Origin of the sequence: Streptomyces sp. SP17BM10 (genome assembly GCF_036322405.1) — a bacterium.
Taxonomy (GTDB): domain Bacteria; phylum Actinomycetota; class Actinomycetes; order Streptomycetales; family Streptomycetaceae; genus Kitasatospora.
In genome coordinates, this window is record NZ_JAQYXB010000562.1 from 15,102 (window position 1) to 33,123 (window position 18,022).

Below are 18,022 nucleotides of genomic sequence, written 5' to 3' on the forward strand. Positions count from 1 at the left end.
GCCGGGTGCGCTGCGAAAGCTGGTGGTGCGGCGCATAGGAGAACGCGACTCTTTTCCCGGCATGTTCGCGTCTTTAGGCTCGCCCCATGGGTTCGGACAGCGCGGGAGGGGGCGGCATGAATGGTGCACGGAGTTCCGTTCCGCTGTCCCTTTTCTGTTTCCACCAGGCCGGCGGGGGGATTTCCGCATTCGCCGGCTGGCAGCGCAGGATCCCGGCCGGGGTCAGGGTGGTCCCGGTCCCGCTGCCCGGCCGGGACGGCGAATGTCCGACGGACTTGGGCGAGCTGGTGGCGGCCGTCAACGACGGGGTCGTCGGCGAGGCGCTGCGGGTGCGGCGCGGCGAGCCCTTCGCGTTCTACGGGCACAGCATGGGCGCTCTCGTGGCCTATCACCTCGCGAGGCTGCGGGCGTCCCTGGGGCAGTGCCCGCCGCAGCGTCTCATCGTCGGGGCGTACCCCGCTCCGCACCTGCCGCACCGGCTCTCCCACGCTCCGGACCTTTCCGACGACGCGCTCCTGGAGCTGTGGCAGCGGCTCGACGGGGCCGCCTGGCGGGGCGCCGGGGATCCCGGATGGGCCTCGCGGACGCTGGCGGCCTTCCGCTCCCATCTGCGGATCATGGGCACCGGTTCGCCCGTCGGCCTGCCCGGCGCGGGGGACCGGACCGGGCGGCTGCCGTGTCCCATCGAGGTGTTCACCGGTGTGGACGACCCGCTGGTCACGGCCGCGGAGGCCCGTGCCTGGCGGCTGCACACGAGCGCCGGTTCCCGGGTGCACGAGATCCCCGGTGGTCATTTCTTCCCCCGCGAATCGAAGGAAGCGTTCTTCGGCCGTCTTTCGGCCGTCCTCGCGCGTGCGCTCGAACGCCACGCCCGACCTGCGTGACGTGACGTGGCGTGATGTGGCATGGCGTGAAGGGGCGTGAAAATCCGTCCACCGCAGCTCCACCACGGTCCCGGCGGAGCTGGATAAACCGACCGGCAACAGGAGGATCGTTGTACCCCGAGAATCTGGAATTTGGCGCCTTCTTGTCCCCGATGCACCCGCTCGGCGAAGATCCCACGTTGCAGTTCCAGCGCGATCTGGAGTTCATAGAGCTGCTCGATCGCCTCGGTTACGCGGAGTTCTGGATCGGCGAGCACCATTCGATGGGCTGGAACACCATCGGTGTCCCGGAACTCCTGGTCGCGGCGGCGGCCGAGCGCACCCGCCGGATCAGGCTGGCCACCGGTGTCATGACGCTGCCGTACCACCACCCCTTCATGGTCGCGAGCCGCGCCGTCCACCTCGACCACCTGACGCGCGGGCGCTTCGTGCTCGGGGTCGGCGCCGGGGGGATCCCGACCGACGCCCGCATGCTCGGCCGCGAGATGAGCGAGCTGCGCGCGATGTTCCGGGACTCACTGGAGGCCGTCGTCGAGCTGATCAACGGTGAGGAGCGGGTCACCAGGAAGACGCCGTGGTTCACCCTGCAAGACGCCAAGCTCCAGCTCGCGCCGTACCGCAGGAGCGGGCTGGAGATCGCCGCGGCCAGTGTCGCCTCCCCCAACAGCATGAAGCTCTCCGGGCGTTACGGGATCAGCACCGTGTCCTTCGGCGCTCCGCGCCCGGGCCACCCGCGGCCGGACATGAAGCGCCAGTGGGCGTTCGCCGAGGAGGCGGCCGCCGAGCACGGCACCACCGTCGACCGCAGGAACTGGCGGATCACCCTGCCGGTGTACGTGGCCGAGACCCGGGAACAGGCCCTCGCCGACGTCCGGGAGGGGTACGACCGCTGGGCGTACGGCTACTGGGGCGACGTCCGGGGCCTCGACGTCGACATCCCCGGTGTCAAGCGTTCGCAGGCCCTGGAGGCCGCCGTCGACGCGGGCAGCGCGATCGTCGGCTCCGTCGAGGACGTGGTCGCCGGCATCGAGCGGCTGCGCGAGGAGGTGGGCGGTTTCGGCACGCTGCTGGTCTACGCCCAGGACTGGGCCGACTGGGAGCGGACGCGGCGCAGCTACGACCTCCTCGCGCGGTACGTGGCGCCGCACTTCACGGGCTCCACGCGGCGGCTGTACGAGTCGGTCCAGTGGTACAAGGACAATCGCGACCTGTTCCCCCAGCTGATCCCGTAGCACCCGCACGAGCCCACGACCACCCCACGACCACCGCACGACCCCGCAGCCATCGCACGTTCCCGCAGCCCCCACACCCGCGTACGCGCCCCGCATCCGCGTACGCGCCCCCGGACCCCGGTCGCCAGGCGCAGCCCCTGGTGGCCGGGGTCCGGGCGTCGGCGGGCGGCGCCGGTGGCGGCGGGGGTCAGCCCTCCCGCGCGGCCGCCCCGACGATCGCGGCCAGCAGGCCGGGGAAGGCGGCCTCCAGGTCGTCGCTGCGCAGGGTGTTCATCTTGGACGTGCCGACGTAGTACTGCCTGATCACGCCGGCGTGGCGCAGCACCCGGAAGTGGTGGGTGCCGGTGGAGCGGGTCACCGCGATGTCGAAGGTGCCGCACGCGATGTCCTGTGGAGCTTGGGCGAGTTGGCGCACGATGCTCCGTCGCACGGGGTCGACGAGCGCTTCCAGCACGCCCTGGAGGGTTATCGCGTCGGCGTCGGGGTGGTCGGTGATGCGTTCCGTGGTGGTCCGTGCGGTCACAGCTGGCCTCTCCTCATCGGGTCTCCTCGGCCTCATCGTATGGCAGCCATCAAAGGTTGACGGTCATCATAGTTTGACAGTCATCATCATATGGGCTTTAGTGAGGGAACAACGTGACGTGACGTCAAAGTGCTTGCGTGTCACGGGCTTTCGCAGGCAGCTCCGATGCCGATCCACCAGGAGATGAGCAATGACCACTGCCCAGGCCGGGGCAGCACCGGCCTCCTCCCCCTCTGCCGTGCGCCCCGACGTGCCCAGCGGTCTGAAGATCGCGGCGCTGGCCACCGGCTTCGTCATGGCGACCCTCGACGTCACCGTGGTGAACGTCGCCGGGGCCACCATCCAGGAGAAGCTGGGCACCTCGCTCAGCCAGCTGACCTGGATCGTCGACGGCTACGTCCTCACCTTCGCCTCCCTGCTCATGCTCGCCGGCGGGCTCGCCAACAGGCGGGGTGCCAGGACCGTCTACATGTGGGGCATGGCGGTGTTCTTCCTGGCGTCCCTCGCCTGTGCGCTGTCCCCCAACGCCGCGTTACTGATCGCCGCGCGGCTCGTCCAGGGCGCGGGCGCGGCGCTGTTCATGCCCAGTTCGCTGTCGCTGCTGGTCTTCTCCTTCCCGGAGAAGCGCGAGCGCACCAGGATGCTCGGCCTGTGGTCGGCGATCGTGGCCACGTCGTCGGGCCTGGGCCCGACCATCGGCGGCCTGATGGTGAGCGCCTTCGGCTGGCAGTCCATCTTCCTGCTCAACCTGCCCGTCGGCGCGATCGGGGTGTTCATGACCCGCCGCTACATCGCCCCCGTCGAGGGACGCGCCACGAAGCTCGCCGTCCCCGGGCACATCACCTGGATCATCGCCCTGGCCGCGGTGAGCTTCGCCCTCATCGAGGGCCCCCAGCTGGGCTGGACGGCACCGGCCGTGCTCGCGTCCTACGCGGTGGTGGTGGTCGCGGCGGCGCTCCTGATCGGCCGTGAGCGCCGGGCGGAGAACCTCGTCATGCCGTGGAGGCTCTTCCAGGGGCCGCGCTTCGCCGGGGCCAACCTCGTGGGCTTCCTGTTCAACTTCGCCCTGTTCGGCTCCACCTTCATGCTGGGCCTCTACCTCCAGCACGCGCGCGGCGCCGACCCGTTCCAGGCGGGACTGGAGCTGCTGCCGATGACGATCTTCTTCCCCATCGCGAACATCGTCTACTCGCGGATCTCCGCGCGCTTCGCCAACGGCCCGCTGCTCGCCGTCTTCCTGCTGGTGGCGGGGGTGGCCTCGCTGACGATGACGACGATCTCGCCCACCACGCCGTACTGGGTGATCGCCCTGGCCGTCGGCATCGCCAACATCGGTGCCGGCATCATCTCCCCGGGCATGACCGCCGCCCTCGTGGACGCGGCGGGCCCGGAGCACGCCAACGTCGCGGGATCGGTCCTCAACGCCAACCGCCAGCTCGGATCGCTGGTCGGCATCGCCGCCATGGGCGTCGTGCTGCACACCGTCACCGGGTGGAACCGCGGCGCCGCCGTGTGCTTCCTGGCCGTCGGCACCGCCTACCTCGCCGGGTCCCTGATCGCCTGGCAGCTCATCGCCCGTCCGGAACGGCGCACCGCGGCCGCGGCCGCCTGAGGCCTCCGACGGCCGCGGCCGCCCACGCGAACGCTCGGCCGGGGATCCCCGGCCGAGCGTTCGCGCACGGTGCGGCGCCCGCCTCACCCCCTCCGGGAGGCGAGGAGGCCCAGCACCTGCCGCACCCGGTCCTCGAGCGTGCCGGTGACCCGGTGGACCGGGCACCGCAACTCCTCGAGCGTGTCCAGCAGCAGCCGGTCGGACACCGCGCGGAAGTGCTCGCTGATCGGGCGGTGCCCCTGCGGCAGCGGTACCTCGGCCGGCAGGTGGACCACCAGGTCGTATCCGTCGAGGACGTGCTGCTTGGCCAGCAGGCCGATCTGGTCGGCGACTTCCTCGTACGGCACGGTCGCCGGCGGGCGCGGCGCCCGGTCCAGCCGTGCCGGGGGCTCGGGCAGGCGGCCGAGGACCAGCCGCACCTTGGTGTAGACCCACTCGTGCAGGACGGATCCGTCCGACACGAACCCGTCCGCCAGCAGCGCCTCGTCCACGGCCCGTTCGGTGAACCGGCGGACGGCCAGCTGCAGCAGTTGCGGCACCGTGCAGTCCTCCAGCGAGCGGCCCTCGGCGCCCAGCGGATCCCGCATGGCGCGGCCGTGGGTGCGCGCAAGACCGAGCCGGCGCGTCAACTCCCCGGTGAGCGTGGTCTTGCCGTTCCCGTACGCGCCGACGACGGCGATCCTCGGGCCCCGGGCGCCGGCGCCGGTCACCGGTGACTCCCCGACGGGAGCCACCCGGCCGGGAGCCACCCCGCCGCCGACCCCCAGGCCGGGAGCCGCCCCGCCGCCGACGGCACGTCCTCCAGCCGCCGCCAGCCCCGGGCGGCCGCCAGACGCCGCATGCCCGGATCGTCGCCGACCACCACCGGCGTGCCCACGAGTTCCAGCAGCGGCACGTCGGACAGGTGGTCACCGTAGGCGTGGGAGTCGGCGAGCGAGAGCCGGCGCTCGTCGGCCAGGGCCCTGACCGCCGCGGCCTTGTGCTCGCCGATCATCGGCGCCGCGACGGTGCCCGTGCACACCCCGTCGCGCACCTGCGGCCGGGAGCACAGGACGACGTCGGCGCCGAGGTGCTCGGCGAGCGGGGCCAGGCAGGCGGGGAAGGAGCCGGACACGAGGACCGTCAGGTCACCGGCCCGCGCGTGGGCCCGGAAGGCCGCCAGCGCCGGGGCGTTGAAGAAGCCGGGGTCCGCGCGGCGTTCACGGAACCAGCTCTCGCCCTCGGCGAGCAGCACCGACTCCTCGATGCCGCGGTAGACCCGGTAGTACTCCCGGCAGGCCTCGGCGCGGTCCGCGCCGGCCGCCGTCATGGCGCGCAGTCGCCCGCGCAGCGCCTCGGCGTCTGCCGCCCGGCCGCGCGCGGCCATGTGGTGGGCGAGAAAGCCGAACATGGTCGTGGTGGTGGTCAGCGTGCCGTCGACGTCGAAGAACGCCGCCGGCCTGGGGATGGTAGTCATGTCCTCCTGCCTGGAGTCGGATCGCACGAGCGGCCCGGAAGGGACCGGGGTCCCGCGGCGAGGGGGCGTCAGGCCGCCACCGCCAGGACCTTGGCGGCCACCAGGGCGGCCGCCCCTTCGATGGTCGTGCTGGCGACGAGCTCCTCGTCGGTCACCTCGACGCCGAACTCCCGGGTGAGGATGACGGCCAGCTCCACGAGCACCAGCGAGTCGAACTCCAGGGACTCGAAGTCGGTGTCCGCCGACAGCTCCCTGTCCTCGGTGTCGAAGTTCTCCGCGAGGATCGCCACAATGCGCGCCGCGGTGGACTCGGTCATGCCCCGGCCTCCTTCGTGAGGGTGTGTCATGTCGGATACGTACGGGTCCGGCCCCTCACAGGGCCGGGATGTCCGGCCAGACCAGGGCGGTCGATCCCCAGGTGAGCCCGCCGCCGAACGCGGCCAGCAGCACCCGGTCGCCCGCCGCCAGGCGCCCTTCGCCCGCGGCGCGCGACAGCGCCAGGGGGATGGAGGCCGCCGAGGTGTTGCCCACCCGGTCCAGGTCCGTCACGGCGCGGTCCCGGTCCAGGTCGAGCTGGTCGCACACCGCGTGCAGGATCCTGACGTTGGCCTGGTGGCCGACGAAGGAGTCGACGGACCCCGGGGTCCAGCCCGCGCGCGCCAGGACGTTGCGCGCCGACTGGGCCATGCGCTCGACGGCGTGCCGGAAGACCGGCTTGCCCTGCATCGTGAAGTACCGCCCGGCGGGCGGCGCGTCCACGGGCGCGGTGCGGGCGCGGGAGCCGCCGCCGGGGACGACGATGAGGTCGCGCCGGCTGCCGTCGCTGCCGAGGTCGAACCCGAGGAGCGCCCCGCACTGCCCCGCCTCCCCCGCCCGCAGCACCACGGCCCCCGCACCGTCCCCGAAGATCACCGACGTCGTCCGGTCCTGCGGATCGAGGATGGTGGAATAGGTCTCGGCACCGATGACCAGCGCACTGTCCACGAGCCCGGCCTCGATGTGGGCCGCCGCCGAGGCGAGCCCGTAGACGAACCCGCTGCACACCGCCGCGATGTCGTACGCCGCGACCGGACCGAGGTCCAGCCGGGCGGCGACCTCCGGCGCGGTGGCCGGGCAGGGGTGGTCGGGCGTGGTGGTCGCGAGCACGACCAGGTCGACCGCGTCCACCCCGGCGGACTTCAGCGCGTGCCGCCCGGCGGTCACGGCGAGGTCGCCCGTGGACTCGCCGCGGACCCAGTACCGCTGGCGGATCCCGGTCCTCGACCGGATCCACGCGTCGGAGGTGTCCAGGCTCTCGGACAGCTCCTCGTTGGTGACCAGCCGTGAGGGCAGCGCCGACCCCAGACCGCCCAGGACCGCGGCCCCGGTCATACCGCCACGACCGGCGTGCGCTCGGTCTCCGCGGTGGTGTCGAGCTTCGCGTAGTCCTCCTGGGCCCGCGCGATGGCCTCCTCGATGGACATCTTCGGCGCGAAGCCGTAGATGTCGAGGATCTTCTCCAGCCGCTCCGGAATGGTGCCGCCGACGACGTGCACCGGGATCTCCAACTCGCTCAGGACCTTCAGCAGCATCTCGTCGGCGAGCGTGCGGAAGCGCTCGCTCACCGGGCGGTGCCCGTCCTCGACCAGGGGGAACTCGATGGGAAGGTGGACGAAGGAGTCGTACGACGCCTTGGCGTGCTGCTTCGCGGGGACGCCCATCTGCTCCATGACCCGGGAGAAGAAGCGGATCTCGTCCGTCATCTCCACGTTCTCCAGGCTCACCGACTCGTTCGGGTTGATGCCCACCAGCACGCGGACCGTCCCGTAGCACCACTCGTGCAGCGACGACCCGTCGGAGACGAAACCGGCGGGCAGGTGGCTCTCGTTGACGGCGCGCTCCTGGTTGCGGCGCATGATCAGCATGATGATCTCCGGGGCGGTGCACTCCTCGAGCGTCTTGCCCGGCACCGAGACGGGCAGGAGCTCACGCATCGTCTTCGCCGCGCTGCGCTCCAGGCCGGTCAGGTGCGAGACCGCCATGGTGGTGAGGGTCTTGCCCACCGAGTAGGTGCCGGAGATGGCCAGGTTCATGTCTGCTCCTCTTTCCAGGTTCGGTGTGTAGGGGCCGGTGATGTACGGGCCGGTGAAGGACCGGCCGGTGAAGGACCGGCCGGTGGTGTTCGGGTCACGCCGAGGGGATCCGGTGGGCGACCGCGCATCGCAGGCCCACCCCGCAGAAGTCGCCCACGATGTCGGCCGACCGCCACGTCTCCCCCTTGCCGTTCGTCAGGAGCCGGGTCCGCTCCAGCCGGGCACTCGTCGGCTCGAGGGCACCGATCCGCCGGCGCAGCGGATCGAGCTCGAGGACCGTCTCCCGCATCCAGAGCGTGTCGCTCCGCGCCCGCGGCAGGTCGTCCAGCGCGTACAGCAGGAGCTGGCCCAGCTGCAGTCCGATCACGAAGCAGTCGATCGGCGACGCGGACGCGTGGTGCGCGCCTTCGAGGCCGGCCCCCGCCTGCGCGGCGCCGCCACCGGTCTCCACGCGCACCAGGGCCTGCGCCCTGAGCCGGCCGATTTCCACGTCGACGTCCCCGACCAGCTGGCGCCGGAACCGGAAACCCTCGCCGAAAAGCCGCGGCCGGGAATCACCGAGGAGTTCCTCCGGTGATTCGTAGAATCCCGGCCCGGTGTTCCCGGCGCCCTCCTCGTGGCTGATCCGGTACCGGGCGCGCAGGGTTCCCACCCGGCAGTCCACCGTCGTCGTGAACCGGTTCTCCGCCTCTTCCGCCCGCCTGGTCTCCACCAGCCGGGCGGAGGCCGGGAAATCCTCCAGGTCGTCCTCGACCGGGCTCGTTCCGGCCTTGATGCGAACGCGTTCCAGCAGCGCCCGGCCGCGCTGCTCCGCCCCCAGGCCCAGGACGTGCGCCAGCTGGACCTCGGCGAGCTGCGCCCCGACGGCCAGGACGTCGACGGTCGACAGGTGCGGCCGCTGGTCCGTGTCGCCCTTGCGCGACCAGTCCACCGGGTAGCCGACGCCGACGCGGGCCCCGACCTGTGGCACTCCGTCCGCGCCGGCGGTGACGCGCAGCGCACGCACGCGGTGCTCGGCCCGTTTGAAGCCCTCGCCGAAGAAACGTTTCTCCCTCGGTCCCAGGACATCATCGATCGACCTGTACGAGATCCTTTCCGGGCCCGTTCCGATGGTCGCCATATACCTATCTCTCCCGAGGGTCGCGCAACAGGCTCAGTTGATGTCGAAAAGTATCCCAGGGAATTCCGGACGGATTCCAGAGACGAACTCTGCTGGCAGCGCATCTGGTGGTGGCGGCAATAATAGGAATGCGGCCCACACTTGTCTCTCCGGGGAAATGACGCGAAGGTTTGCCGGAGACCGGAGACGGAGAGGGCCATATGACTAGGCAGATGCTGGCCATCAGCCAGCGGCAGTTCGGCGGACCGGATGTGCTCACGGCGGTCACGGCGGACCGGCCGCAGCCGGGTCCCAACGAGATCCTGGTGCGGGTGCACGCGACGGCCGTCAACACGGTCGACTGGCTCACCCGCGCCGGCGGCGGCCTCGGCACCCTCGGCGAGCCCCCGTTCATCCTCGGCTGGGACGTGTCGGGCACGGTCGAGTCGGTCGGCCTCGGCGTCACCCTGTTCGCCCCGGGCGACGAGGTCGTCGGCATGCCCCGCTTCCCGTACCAGGCGGGTGCCTACGCGCAGTACGCGGCCGGCCCCGCACGGCACTTCGTGCACAAGCCCGACCGGCTCGGCCACGTCGAGGCCGCGGCCCTGCCGCTGGCCGGGCTCACCGCGTGGCAGGCGCTGGTCGACACCGCGCACCTGGCCGCCGGGCAACGCGTGCTGGTGCACGGCGCGGGCGGGGACGTCGGCCACCTCGCCGTGCAGATCGCCAGGGCACGCGGAGCCCGGGTGGCGGGAACCGCCCGGCGGACCCACCATCCCGCACTGGGCGCGCTGGGCGTGCAGGAGGTGGTCGACCCCACCGAGACGGACTTCGGCGAGGCGCTGCGCGATGTCGATGTCGTCCTCGACACCGTGGGCGGCGACTGCGCGGCGCGCTCGCTGTCCGTCCTGCGGCCGGGCGGGCTCCTGGTCACCGTGCCCGCTCCGCCCTCGGCGGCGCTGGCGGACCGGGCGGCCCGGCTGGGCGTGCGGACGGCGTTCGTGCTGGTGGAGCCGGACCGGTCGGGCCTGTCGGAGCTGATGGGCCTGGTGCGCGGCCGGCTCCTGCACCCCGTGGTCGACACCGTGCTGCCCCTGACCCGTGCCACCAGGGCCCACGAACTCGGGGAGTCGGGCCGGGCGTTCGGGAAGGTCGTGCTGACCGCGGGCGCGCATGGCTGACGGGAGAGCCGGCGGGGGCTCCCGCCGGCCGTGCGTCGCTCAGTCGAGGGTGTCGAGCATGCCCGCGCTGAAGTCGACCAGTTCGCCGAGCCGTCCGGCGCGGACCTTCACCGGCCACGCCGGGTCGGCGAGCAGCGCCCGGCCCACCGCGACGAGGTCGAACTCGCCCTTCGCCAGCCGCTCGGCCACCTGGTCGACGTCGTCCGGCCGGGCGCCCTTGCCGTCGAGGTAGGTGAGGAAGTCGCTGTCCCTCAGGCCGACGGAGCCCACGGTGATGGTGGGCCGCCCGGTGACCTTCTTGACCCAGCCGGCGAGGTTGAGCGGGGCCCCCTCGAACTCGGGCTGCCAGAAGCGGCGGGTCGAGCAGTGGAAGACGTCCACGCCCGCGTCGGCCAACGGGCCCAGCAGGAGAGCCAGTTGGTCCGGGTCGTCGGCGATCCTGGCGGTGTAGTGGCCGACCTTCCACTGGGAGATCCGCAGGATGATCGGGACGTGCGCGCCGACCGCGCGGCGGCACGCCCGCACCACCTCGACGGCGAAGCGGGTGCGCCCCGTCAGGTCGCCGCCGTAGCGGTCGGCCCGCCGGTTGGTGGTCGCCCAGAGGAACTGGTCGATGAGATAGCCGTGGGCGGCGTGCAGTTCGACCGCGTCGAACCCGATCCGCCGGGCGTCGCGGGCGGCGCGCGCGTACGCGTCGATGATCTCCTGGATGTCGTTTTCGGTCATGATCCGGCCGGTGGCGGGGCCGGATCCGGTGTCGGCGGCCCGCGAAGGGTCGATCCCGGAGGGGCTGGTCAGCGGAAAGCCGTCCGGCACCGCGGCCAGCGCGCGTTCGCGGGGCATTCCCCACAGCAGCGGGTCCAGGCCGACGTGCATGAGCTGGGCCGCGATCCGCCCGCCGGCGCCGTGTACGGCCCCGACCACCCGGGCCCAGCCGGCGAGCGCCTCGCCACCGTGCAGGCGGGGGACGGCCGAGCGGCTCTCCGCACCGGGATGGTCGATCGCGGCGCCTTCGGTGATGATCAGTCCGACTCCGTGCTCGGCACGGCGTGCGTAGTAGGCGGCGACGTCCGCCCCCGGGACGCCGCCCGGGCTCAGTTCCCGGGTCATGGGCGCCATGACGATCCGGTTCTCGAGGGTCAGCGAACCCATCCGGAACGGAGTGAAGAGCGGGGCCGCCGCGGCTGAGACGGGGTCTGCGGTGCGCATGGGAGGTTCTTCCTTTCCGTGACTTTCCCTGGCTTTCCGTGGCTTTCCGTGAGCGGTCCTCCGGTCGAGGGGGTCCGGCCGGTCACCGGCCGCCGGCCGGGCGGCCGGTGACCGGCCGGGCCGTCAGCCGGCCAGTCCGGCCGCCACCGCGAGGTCGGCGGGGGTGAACATGTGGGGGAAGACGGCGCCGCCCGGGTCGAGCGGGGCCGAGGCGTCGAGCCCGCCGAGGTCCACGGGGGTGAACCCGGCGTCGCGCACCAGGCCCGCGACGAGGTCCTTGGCCCCGGAGTCGTCCCCCGCGTACGCCATGCCCCAGAAGTGCCGCTGCTGCGTTCCGCGCGACCACAGCAGTTCGTCCATGACGTGGGTGAACGCCCGCACCACCGTGGCGTCGGGCAGTTCCCGGGCGGTGCGGCGGCCCTGCGTGAGACCGGGATCGAGCGTGGAGACGATGCGGCCCTCGTCGGACAGCGCCATCGGGTTGGTCGCGTCGATGACGATCTTTCCGGCCATCCCGGCGCGGGCCGCGGCCGGCAGGTCGGCCCAGCCCGCGTGGGGGAAGGACAGCAGCACGACGTCGCTCGCGGCCACCGCGCCGGCGAACGTGGCGGCGTGCGCCCGGTCGCCCAGTGAGGCGGTGAGGTCCGCGAGGCGCTCCGGGGTCCGGGAGCCGAACGTCACCCGGTGGCCGGCCGCCACCCAGTGCCGTCCGATCGGGCGGCCGATGTTGCCCGCGCCGAGGACTCCGATCCGCAGCGTCGAACGTGTGTCGCTCATGTCAGTTGCTCCTCCGTCTTGCCGGGTGTGTTCGCGCCCTCGCGCGGGGCGGGGCAGCGCGGGACGTGCGGGTGCGGGGTCCTGTGACGCGCGATCAGCGGACGTGGTCCCGGGGCGTGTCGGCGCCGCGCCGGCCGTCCGGCACGTACAGCATCAGCCGCAGGTCGGAGTGCTCCAGGAGGCCCAGCGTCACCTGCTCGTACCGGACGCTGCCGACGGCGGGGCACCGTATGTGCATGCTGACCACCGAGGTGTCACAGGTCTCGTGCCGTTCCCAGAGCCTGGCGAACTCGCCGTCGGCCTCCGAGAGCCGCTGGGCGATCTCGTCGAATTCCGGGTCCTCCGGGTACCGTGCCGCCAGGATCCTGAACTGGCCCACCAGGCGGCCGGCCAGGTCGGCCCATTCCGGATACCTCTCCCTGGCGGCCGCATCCAGGAAGAACGCCGCGAGGTAGTTCTCCCGGTCGGAGGTGACACCGAGCAGGGAGCGCGCCTCCGCGTTGACCGCCAGGGTGTTCCAGTGCCGGTCGACCACCAGCGCCGGCGCCGGGAGCCAGCCGTCGACGACGAGCTGGAGCCGGTCCATGTCCTGGTCGCGCATCAGCGGTGCGGCGGCCGCCTGGGGCGGATTCATCCCCGCGAGTCGATAAAGGTGCGCGCGTTCCGTCTCGTCCAGCCGCAAGGCACTGCTGATCGCGTCCAGTATGCCGTCCGATACCTTGATATCCCTCCCCTGCTCGAGCCACGTGTACCAAGAAGCACTGACCCCCGCTAAAACAGCGACTTCTTCCCGACGCAGCCCGGGGGTGTGGCGCCGGCCGGCGCCGAACAGCCCGACGTCATCAGGAGAGAGCCGTGCCCTGCGCGACCGCAGGAAGTGGCGGAGCACTTCGCGCTTTCTTCCGGGACCAACCGCCCTAGAACTATTGATCGCCACGCCGTTGATGCTACGGCCCGCCCGGCGAGCACGTCAAACATTGAACGATCCTTTCACATCCGCCACTTGCGGACGGCCGGATTCTATTGGGTGAAACATTTCGGCAACACGGAAAATCTGGTGGCGCCACCAATAGCCGGACCACTGCTGGGAGATAACGACCCTGGCGGAACCCGGCAGCGGTCCGGATACTCGTACCCGACGCCATCGGATTGGAGTTGGGGCATGACCGACGCACTGCGCGACCGGAACGAAATCATAGAGCTGTGCGCACGCATGGGCTGGCATCTCGACCACTGCGAATGGGACGAACTGGCCGATCTGTTCACCGACGAGATATCCCTCGACTACACGAGCCTCAACGGCGGGGAGCCCGTCACGCTCCCCCGCGAGGACGTGATCGCGAAATGGCGGGGGAACCGCGAGGGGCTGACCGCCACCCAGCACCTGATCGCCAACCAGCTGGTGGACGTCGACGGGGACGGCGCGACCGCGACCGCGATGTTCCAGGCCACCCACCTGCTGCCCAACCGCTTCGGCGCACCCACCTGGACCCTGGGCGGCGAGTACCGCTACCGGCTCACCCGCACCGCCGGCGGCTGGCGCATCAGCGCCCTGGCCATGGCCATCATCTGGGCCGACGGGAACCGGAACATCAGGGACCTCGCCGTCCAGGCCGACTGACCACCATCCGCCCTTCCGCGAGGAGAACTCATGGCTCCCGATGCGACCGGCGCACGGAATCCCGCGCCGGCGACGTTCGATTCGGCGCACTTCCGCCGGGTCCTCGGCCAATTCCCGACCGGCCTCGTGGTGGTCACCGGAATGGATTCCCAGGAACCCGTGGGAATGGCCGTGGGATCCTTCACCTCGGTCTCCCTCGCCCCGCCGATGGTCGGATTCCTCCCGGACAAGTCGTCGACCAGCTGGCCCAGGATCCGGCGGGCCGGGTCCTTCGTCGTCAATGTCCTCGGGGAAAACCAGGAGAACGTCTGCCGCGCCTTCGCCGCGAGCGGCGGCGACAAGTTCTCCGGAATCGGCTGGCGGCGCGGCCCCGGCGGTGCACCGATCCTCGACGGAATCACCGCGTGGATATCCTGCGACATCGCCGACGTCGTCGACGCCGGCGACCACTGGTTCGTCCTCGGGGCGGTCCGCGATCTTGCCGCGACTAGCGGCGGGAATCCTCTTCTTTTCTTCCGCGGGCGTTATGCGCACCTGGAGGAGAAGAGCAGGTCGATGTCGCTGACCTAGTCCGCACGGACCCGGACGGGCGCTTCACCGAAACGGCGCCCACGGCCGGACGTACGGCCGCGTCGTTCTGACGGATCGATGCCGGACCCACGCTGTTCCCCCCGCTCGTCCCGATTGCCCGGCACGAGCCTAGGCAGCGGACGCGAACGCGTCAATACAACCGCTACAGCGGATGGCCGCCCCCGTCCGGCGTGCCCGGGACGGGGGCGGGCGGCCCCGGGAAGATGCCGCCGGGTCCGATGTCGCGGGCCCTGGACCGCGGTAGTGGCTTGATCTGTCCGTGGACACGCATGAACCGGGGCCGGCTGGATAGGGTTCCAGGGTTCCGGGACGCCCTGCGGGACTCTCCGACGTGAAGGACAAGGACAGCGCATGGACAGCAGCGAGCCCGCGCCCCGCGAAGGCGGCCGACCCCTGCTGCACAAGCTCGACCAGCGGCTGAACGAGCTGATCGACGCGCACTACCCGGACGAGCGCAAGCGTCCCGGCTACGCGCGGCTCGCCGGTGCGATCCGCGAGGCGACCGGAGGGTCGATCTCGGCGACCTACCTGTGGGAGCTGGCCACCGGCCGCAAGCACAACGTGACGCTGGAACAGCTCGACGTCCTGGCGGAGTTCTTCGGGGTCCCGCTGGAGTACTTCTACAACGAGGCGGTGCAGGAACGGGTCAGCGGCCAGCTGCGGCTCGCCGCGGCGCTTCGCGACGCCAAGGTCCGCAGTCTCGCCCTGCGGGCCGACGGCCTCTCGCCCGCCAGTCTCGACGCCCTGCTCACCATCGTCGACGAAGCGCGCCGCGTGCAGAACCTCAGCGGCGTCGGCGAGGAGCCGCAGGGCCCCTCCGGAACCCCCGCCGCGCACGGCGGCTGAGGACCAGGAGCCCCGACTCCCATGCCATCCGAGGATCTGAGGCTGCGCAAACGCTGCCAGGCGCTGGTGGACGGACTCGACCTGCCGCGGCCGCTGTCCGTCGACGCCCTGTGCCGGTACCTGGAGGAACGGCGCTCCAGACCGCTGCACCTGCACGCACTGCCGCCCGAGGCGGCCGCCTCGGGCGCCTGCGGGGTCTGGCTGTCGACGGCCACCGACGACCACATCTTCTACGAGCAGCGCACCGCCCGCCTCCACCAGGAGCACATCGTGCTGCACGAGTTGGGGCACCTGCTGTTCGACCACCGCACCGTCGACCTGGACGACGCGGCGGGACGGAGCATGCTGCTGCCCGACCTGGACCCGCGGACCGCGCAGCGCTTCCTGGCCCGCACCAACTACTCGACCTACCAGGAGCGTGAGGCCGAGATGCTCGCCAGCGTCCTCGGGGCCCGGGTGAGCCGGCCCGGCCCGCGGCGGCCGGGCGGTGTGCTCGGCAAGCTCGAGGCGGCACTGGGGCTCGACCAGCCGCACGGCGCGCCGTGACCCACGTGGTGGCCGGGCTCGGGGCCGCGCTCCAGTTGCCCAGCGTCCTGGTCCTGTGGGTCGCGCTGCTGATCCGGTGCCCGTCGGTCCTGCGCTCCCCGAGCCAGCGGGGCGTGTGGCTGGCCGTCGCGAGCGCGACCGCGGCGATGACGTTCAACCTGCCGTCGGTGACCGCCCTCGCCACGCGGATGAGCGACGCCGGGCCGGTCGCCGTGGTGCGGAACGTGCTGGGCGTGCTGTCCGCGTGGGCGGTGCTCGACTTCGTCGCGCAGGTGGCCACCGGCATCCGCTGGCTGAGGGCGGTGTTCGCCGTCGCCATCTGCCACGTGGTCGTCGTCCTGCTCGCCCTCGACCTGACCGCCGGGACGCACCTGCGCATCAGCCTGCCCGCGACCGGGCCGCCCGCCCCGTCGTTCGACTACTGGCTGGCCCTGATCGGGACCCACCTGACCGCCAACACGGTCTGCGCCCTGATGTGCTGGCGCTACAGCGGCCCCTCGGCCGGCCGCTCCCTGGCGCTGAGCCTGCGGCTGTTCGGCCTCGGCACGGCCGTCGTCGGCGTGTACTGGCTCGGGTACCTGCTGCGGCTGTGCTTCGGCTACCCGGGGCTGATGCCCTGGCTGCCCCTGCTGATGGGCCTGCACGGTCTGCTCCGCGCGGCGGCCATCCTCGTTCCCACGTTCTTCACCCTGCGCCGCACCCTCGCGGACGTCTCCACCGCCTGGCGCCTGTGGCCGCTGTGGCACGACCTGGTGACGGCGGTTCCGCACGTCGCCCTGAGCAAGCCCCGCCACCGCCTGCTCGACGCGCTGTGGCCGCGGGTGCCCTACCAGATGCTCGCCTACCGCCGGGTGATCGAGACCCGTGACGCCATCCTCGCCCTCAACGACTACGCGCACCCCTCCCTCGTGCCGGCGGTGCGCGGTCACATGACCCGTGCGGGCGTCCCCGCGGCGGAGCTCGACGCCGCCGTCCTGGCCGGCGTCATCAAGAACGCCCGGCACGTGAAGCTGGCCGGCGGGCCCGCGCACCCGGCTCCGGTCGACCTCGGCGGCGCCGACACGAGGGACCTCGAGGGCGAACAGGCCCTCCTCCTCCAGGTGGCCAGGGTCTACGCGGCCGCTCCGCTGTGCGTCCCGGAGGGGTAGGGCCGCGCCCCGGCCGCGCTCGGTCCACGGATGGCCGGCGGGCCGGGGCGCGCGACGACGAGGGGTCAGCGCCCGGCGTCGCGCGGTTCGAGGCGGTAGTCGAACGCGATGGTCCCGGGGTCGACCGCCGTGACGCCGCCGTCGACGGTGAGCACCGCCCCGTTGACGAAGGACGCGGCGGGCGACAGCAGCCAGGACACCGCCTCGGCCACCTCCCGCGGATCGCCGGGGCGGCCGACGGGCAGGAGCCGGGTCGCCTCCCGGTAGGCCGCCTCGGCGCCGCCCTCCAGCCCCCCGCTCTCCTCGGCGAACCGGGTCATCCGCCGGTCGGCCATCTCGGTGCGCACCCAGCTGGGGCACACGACGTTCGCGCGGACGCCCTGCTCCGCGTAGTCCACCGCCACGGATCGCGTCAGCTGGAGCAGCGCGGCCTTGGACGTCGCGTACGCGGCGTTGCCCCGTCCGTTGCGCAGGGCCGACACCGAGGAGACCGCGACCACCGAGCCCCGGGCCTCCAGCAGGTGCGGGAGCGCGGCGCGCAGGAGCAGGAAGGGTCCGGTGAGATTGATGCGCATCACCTCCTCCCAGTCCTCGTCCGAGATCTCGCCGACTCCCCCGCCGCGCCCGATCCCCGCGTTGAGCACCAGCCCGTCGAGCCGGCCGAAGGCGGCCACCGTCGTCTCGACCAGGCCCCGGACCGCGTCCGGGTCCGCCGCGTCGGCGCAGTGGGCCAGGGCCCCGGTCTGCGCCGCGACGCGTTCCAGGGGCTCGGAGCGACGCCCGGAGACCACGACCTGATGGCCGGCCTCGCGCAGGAGCCGGGCCGTGGCGGCGCCGATGCCGGTGCCACCACCCGTTACGACGACAACTCGCTGATCCGCCACCGAACTTCAGCCTCCCCAAAGAGAATTCGCATACGCAGTGTGATCATACATAAGCGCTGCCGGCGGCCGGGGTGCCCCGGGGGCGGGCGGCGCGTGCGGGGCCGGGAGGCGACGGGGTCGTGAGGATGGGCACACGCTTCGCAATCGGGCCCGCACGTTGTGTACCGTCGCCCTGAGGTGCGATGAAGGGGGGCGCGGCCCGTGAGCGAGCGCAGCGAGCGAGCCATGGAGGGGTGCGGGTTTCGCGAAGCGACCGCCGAGCGCAGCGAGGTGGGCGCGTGAGCGAGCGCAGCGAGCGAGCCATGGAGGGGTGCGGGTTTCGCGAAGCGACCGCCGAGCGC

Annotated in this window: 20 protein-coding genes and 1 pseudogene; 9 read left to right on the forward strand and 12 right to left on the reverse strand. The window is 72.1% G+C overall.

The window, feature by feature from the left end; genetic code table 11:
- The first annotated feature begins 116 nt into the window (after positions 1-116).
- Together PUR71_RS14700 and PUR71_RS14705 are read left to right on the forward strand one after the other, a co-directional pair.
- Positions 117-884 carry a thioesterase II family protein gene (locus tag PUR71_RS14700; protein ID WP_329927426.1) on the forward strand — a complete coding sequence of 256 codons (768 nt, stop codon included), beginning with the start codon at positions 117-119 and terminating at the stop codon, positions 882-884.
- A 110-nt stretch (positions 885-994) separates the two neighbouring features.
- Positions 995-2,116 carry an LLM class flavin-dependent oxidoreductase gene (locus tag PUR71_RS14705; protein WP_329927427.1) on the forward strand — a complete coding sequence of 374 codons (1,122 nt, stop codon included), beginning with the start codon at positions 995-997 and terminating at the stop codon, positions 2,114-2,116.
- Between the two features lie 187 nt (positions 2,117-2,303).
- Here PUR71_RS14705 and PUR71_RS14710 read toward each other — a convergent pair whose 3' ends face one another.
- Complete coding sequence (locus PUR71_RS14710; protein ID WP_329927428.1) at positions 2,304-2,639, reverse strand: ArsR/SmtB family transcription factor; 336 nt, start codon at positions 2,637-2,639, stop codon at positions 2,304-2,306.
- A gap of 190 nt (positions 2,640-2,829) precedes the next feature.
- Between PUR71_RS14710 and PUR71_RS14715 the strand changes: the two genes are divergently transcribed.
- Positions 2,830-4,251 carry an MFS transporter gene (locus PUR71_RS14715; RefSeq protein ID WP_329927429.1) on the forward strand — a complete coding sequence of 474 codons (1,422 nt, stop codon included), beginning with the start codon at positions 2,830-2,832 and terminating at the stop codon, positions 4,249-4,251.
- Between the two features lie 83 nt (positions 4,252-4,334).
- Here PUR71_RS14715 and PUR71_RS14720 read toward each other — a convergent pair whose 3' ends face one another.
- The 6 genes from PUR71_RS14720 to PUR71_RS14745 all read right to left on the reverse strand — a co-directional run bounded on the left by PUR71_RS14720 (position 4,335) and on the right by PUR71_RS14745 (position 8,899).
- Entirely contained in the window at positions 4,335-4,961 is a 627-nt protein-coding gene (locus tag PUR71_RS14720) for an AAA family ATPase (RefSeq protein WP_329927430.1), read from the reverse strand.
- Positions 4,958-5,707, reverse strand: coding sequence for an HAD-IB family hydrolase (locus tag PUR71_RS14725; protein ID WP_329927431.1), 750 nt, complete (start codon positions 5,705-5,707; stop codon positions 4,958-4,960). Before PUR71_RS14725 ends, PUR71_RS14720 begins: the two co-directional genes overlap by 4 nt.
- A gap of 68 nt (positions 5,708-5,775) precedes the next feature.
- Complete coding sequence (locus tag PUR71_RS14730) at positions 5,776-6,024, reverse strand: acyl carrier protein (RefSeq protein WP_329927432.1); 249 nt, start codon at positions 6,022-6,024, stop codon at positions 5,776-5,778.
- A gap of 55 nt (positions 6,025-6,079) precedes the next feature.
- Positions 6,080-7,078, reverse strand: coding sequence for a beta-ketoacyl-ACP synthase III (locus PUR71_RS14735; protein WP_329927433.1), 999 nt, complete (start codon positions 7,076-7,078; stop codon positions 6,080-6,082).
- A complete protein-coding gene (locus PUR71_RS14740; RefSeq protein ID WP_329927434.1) occupies positions 7,075-7,779 on the reverse strand; it encodes an AAA family ATPase in 705 nt (234 codons plus the stop codon). Before PUR71_RS14740 ends, PUR71_RS14735 begins: the two co-directional genes overlap by 4 nt.
- Before the next feature lie 94 nt (positions 7,780-7,873).
- Positions 7,874-8,899: an AvrD family protein gene (locus PUR71_RS14745; RefSeq protein ID WP_329927435.1), complete on the reverse strand. Its 1,026-nt coding sequence runs from the start codon at positions 8,897-8,899 to the stop codon at positions 7,874-7,876.
- Positions 8,900-9,099: 200 nt separating this feature from the next.
- Between PUR71_RS14745 and PUR71_RS14750 the strand changes: the two genes are divergently transcribed.
- Positions 9,100-10,059, forward strand: a complete 960-nt coding sequence (locus PUR71_RS14750; protein WP_329927436.1) for an NADP-dependent oxidoreductase — start codon at positions 9,100-9,102, stop codon at positions 10,057-10,059.
- 39 nt (positions 10,060-10,098) lie between these two features.
- On the opposite strand, the gene PUR71_RS14755 is transcribed toward PUR71_RS14750, so the two are convergent.
- The 4 genes and pseudogenes from PUR71_RS14755 to PUR71_RS14770 form a co-directional block, all read right to left on the reverse strand.
- Positions 10,099-11,268, reverse strand: coding sequence for an NADH:flavin oxidoreductase (locus PUR71_RS14755; RefSeq protein ID WP_329927437.1), 1,170 nt, complete (start codon positions 11,266-11,268; stop codon positions 10,099-10,101).
- Between the two features lie 123 nt (positions 11,269-11,391).
- Positions 11,392-12,045 (reverse strand): NADPH-dependent F420 reductase, encoded by a 654-nt coding sequence (locus tag PUR71_RS14760; protein ID WP_329927438.1) that lies wholly within the window; start codon positions 12,043-12,045, stop codon positions 11,392-11,394.
- A 94-nt stretch (positions 12,046-12,139) separates the two neighbouring features.
- Entirely contained in the window at positions 12,140-12,679 is a 540-nt protein-coding gene (locus tag PUR71_RS14765) for an MmyB family transcriptional regulator (RefSeq protein WP_329927446.1), read from the reverse strand.
- A gap of 27 nt (positions 12,680-12,706) precedes the next feature.
- A pseudogene (locus PUR71_RS14770) lies at positions 12,707-12,982 on the reverse strand (helix-turn-helix domain-containing protein); the annotation flags it as partial.
- A 225-nt stretch (positions 12,983-13,207) separates the two neighbouring features.
- Between PUR71_RS14770 and PUR71_RS14775 the strand changes: the two are divergent.
- The 5 genes from PUR71_RS14775 to PUR71_RS14795 all read left to right on the forward strand — a co-directional run bounded on the left by PUR71_RS14775 (position 13,208) and on the right by PUR71_RS14795 (position 16,797).
- The gene (locus PUR71_RS14775) at positions 13,208-13,666 is read left to right on the forward strand and encodes a nuclear transport factor 2 family protein (RefSeq protein WP_329927439.1); all 459 of its coding nucleotides are present in this window, start codon (positions 13,208-13,210) and stop codon (positions 13,664-13,666) included.
- Between the two features lie 30 nt (positions 13,667-13,696).
- Positions 13,697-14,236 (forward strand): flavin reductase family protein, encoded by a 540-nt coding sequence (locus tag PUR71_RS14780; protein ID WP_329927440.1) that lies wholly within the window; start codon positions 13,697-13,699, stop codon positions 14,234-14,236.
- A gap of 372 nt (positions 14,237-14,608) precedes the next feature.
- Positions 14,609-15,103, forward strand: a complete 495-nt coding sequence (locus tag PUR71_RS14785; RefSeq protein WP_329927441.1) for a hypothetical protein — start codon at positions 14,609-14,611, stop codon at positions 15,101-15,103.
- A 21-nt stretch (positions 15,104-15,124) separates the two neighbouring features.
- Complete coding sequence (locus PUR71_RS14790) at positions 15,125-15,649, forward strand: hypothetical protein (RefSeq protein WP_329927442.1); 525 nt, start codon at positions 15,125-15,127, stop codon at positions 15,647-15,649.
- The gene (locus tag PUR71_RS14795) at positions 15,646-16,797 is read left to right on the forward strand and encodes an MAB_1171c family putative transporter (protein ID WP_329927443.1); all 1,152 of its coding nucleotides are present in this window, start codon (positions 15,646-15,648) and stop codon (positions 16,795-16,797) included. Before PUR71_RS14790 ends, PUR71_RS14795 begins: the two co-directional genes overlap by 4 nt.
- Before the next feature lie 65 nt (positions 16,798-16,862).
- Here PUR71_RS14795 and PUR71_RS14800 read toward each other — a convergent pair whose 3' ends face one another.
- On the reverse strand, positions 16,863-17,681 hold the full coding sequence (locus tag PUR71_RS14800) for an SDR family NAD(P)-dependent oxidoreductase (RefSeq protein ID WP_329927444.1): 819 nt from the start codon (positions 17,679-17,681) through the stop codon (positions 16,863-16,865).
- Between the last annotated feature and the right edge of the window lie 341 nt (positions 17,682-18,022).

Excerpts from the sequence above, each read along its gene's own strand:
- PUR71_RS14700 (WP_329927426.1), top strand. The coding sequence starts at position 117 with ATGAATGGTGCACGGAGTTCCGTTCCGCTGTCCCTTTTCTGTTTCCAC.
- PUR71_RS14715 (WP_329927429.1), top strand. The coding sequence starts at position 2,830 with ATGACCACTGCCCAGGCCGGGGCAGCACCGGCCTCCTCCCCCTCTGCC.
- PUR71_RS14725 (WP_329927431.1), bottom strand. The coding sequence starts at position 5,707 with ATGACTACCATCCCCAGGCCGGCGGCGTTCTTCGACGTCGACGGCACG.
- PUR71_RS14730 (WP_329927432.1), bottom strand. The coding sequence starts at position 6,024 with ATGACCGAGTCCACCGCGGCGCGCATTGTGGCGATCCTCGCGGAGAAC.
- PUR71_RS14735 (WP_329927433.1), bottom strand. The coding sequence starts at position 7,078 with ATGACCGGGGCCGCGGTCCTGGGCGGTCTGGGGTCGGCGCTGCCCTCA.
- PUR71_RS14740 (WP_329927434.1), bottom strand. The coding sequence starts at position 7,779 with ATGAACCTGGCCATCTCCGGCACCTACTCGGTGGGCAAGACCCTCACC.
- PUR71_RS14745 (WP_329927435.1), bottom strand. The coding sequence starts at position 8,899 with ATGGCGACCATCGGAACGGGCCCGGAAAGGATCTCGTACAGGTCGATC.
- PUR71_RS14750 (WP_329927436.1), top strand. The coding sequence starts at position 9,100 with ATGACTAGGCAGATGCTGGCCATCAGCCAGCGGCAGTTCGGCGGACCG.
- PUR71_RS14755 (WP_329927437.1), bottom strand. The coding sequence starts at position 11,268 with ATGCGCACCGCAGACCCCGTCTCAGCCGCGGCGGCCCCGCTCTTCACT.
- PUR71_RS14760 (WP_329927438.1), bottom strand. The coding sequence starts at position 12,045 with ATGAGCGACACACGTTCGACGCTGCGGATCGGAGTCCTCGGCGCGGGC.
- PUR71_RS14765 (WP_329927446.1), bottom strand. The coding sequence starts at position 12,679 with ATGAATCCGCCCCAGGCGGCCGCCGCACCGCTGATGCGCGACCAGGAC.
- PUR71_RS14775 (WP_329927439.1), top strand. The coding sequence starts at position 13,208 with ATGACCGACGCACTGCGCGACCGGAACGAAATCATAGAGCTGTGCGCA.
- PUR71_RS14780 (WP_329927440.1), top strand. The coding sequence starts at position 13,697 with ATGGCTCCCGATGCGACCGGCGCACGGAATCCCGCGCCGGCGACGTTC.
- PUR71_RS14785 (WP_329927441.1), top strand. The coding sequence starts at position 14,609 with ATGGACAGCAGCGAGCCCGCGCCCCGCGAAGGCGGCCGACCCCTGCTG.
- PUR71_RS14790 (WP_329927442.1), top strand. The coding sequence starts at position 15,125 with ATGCCATCCGAGGATCTGAGGCTGCGCAAACGCTGCCAGGCGCTGGTG.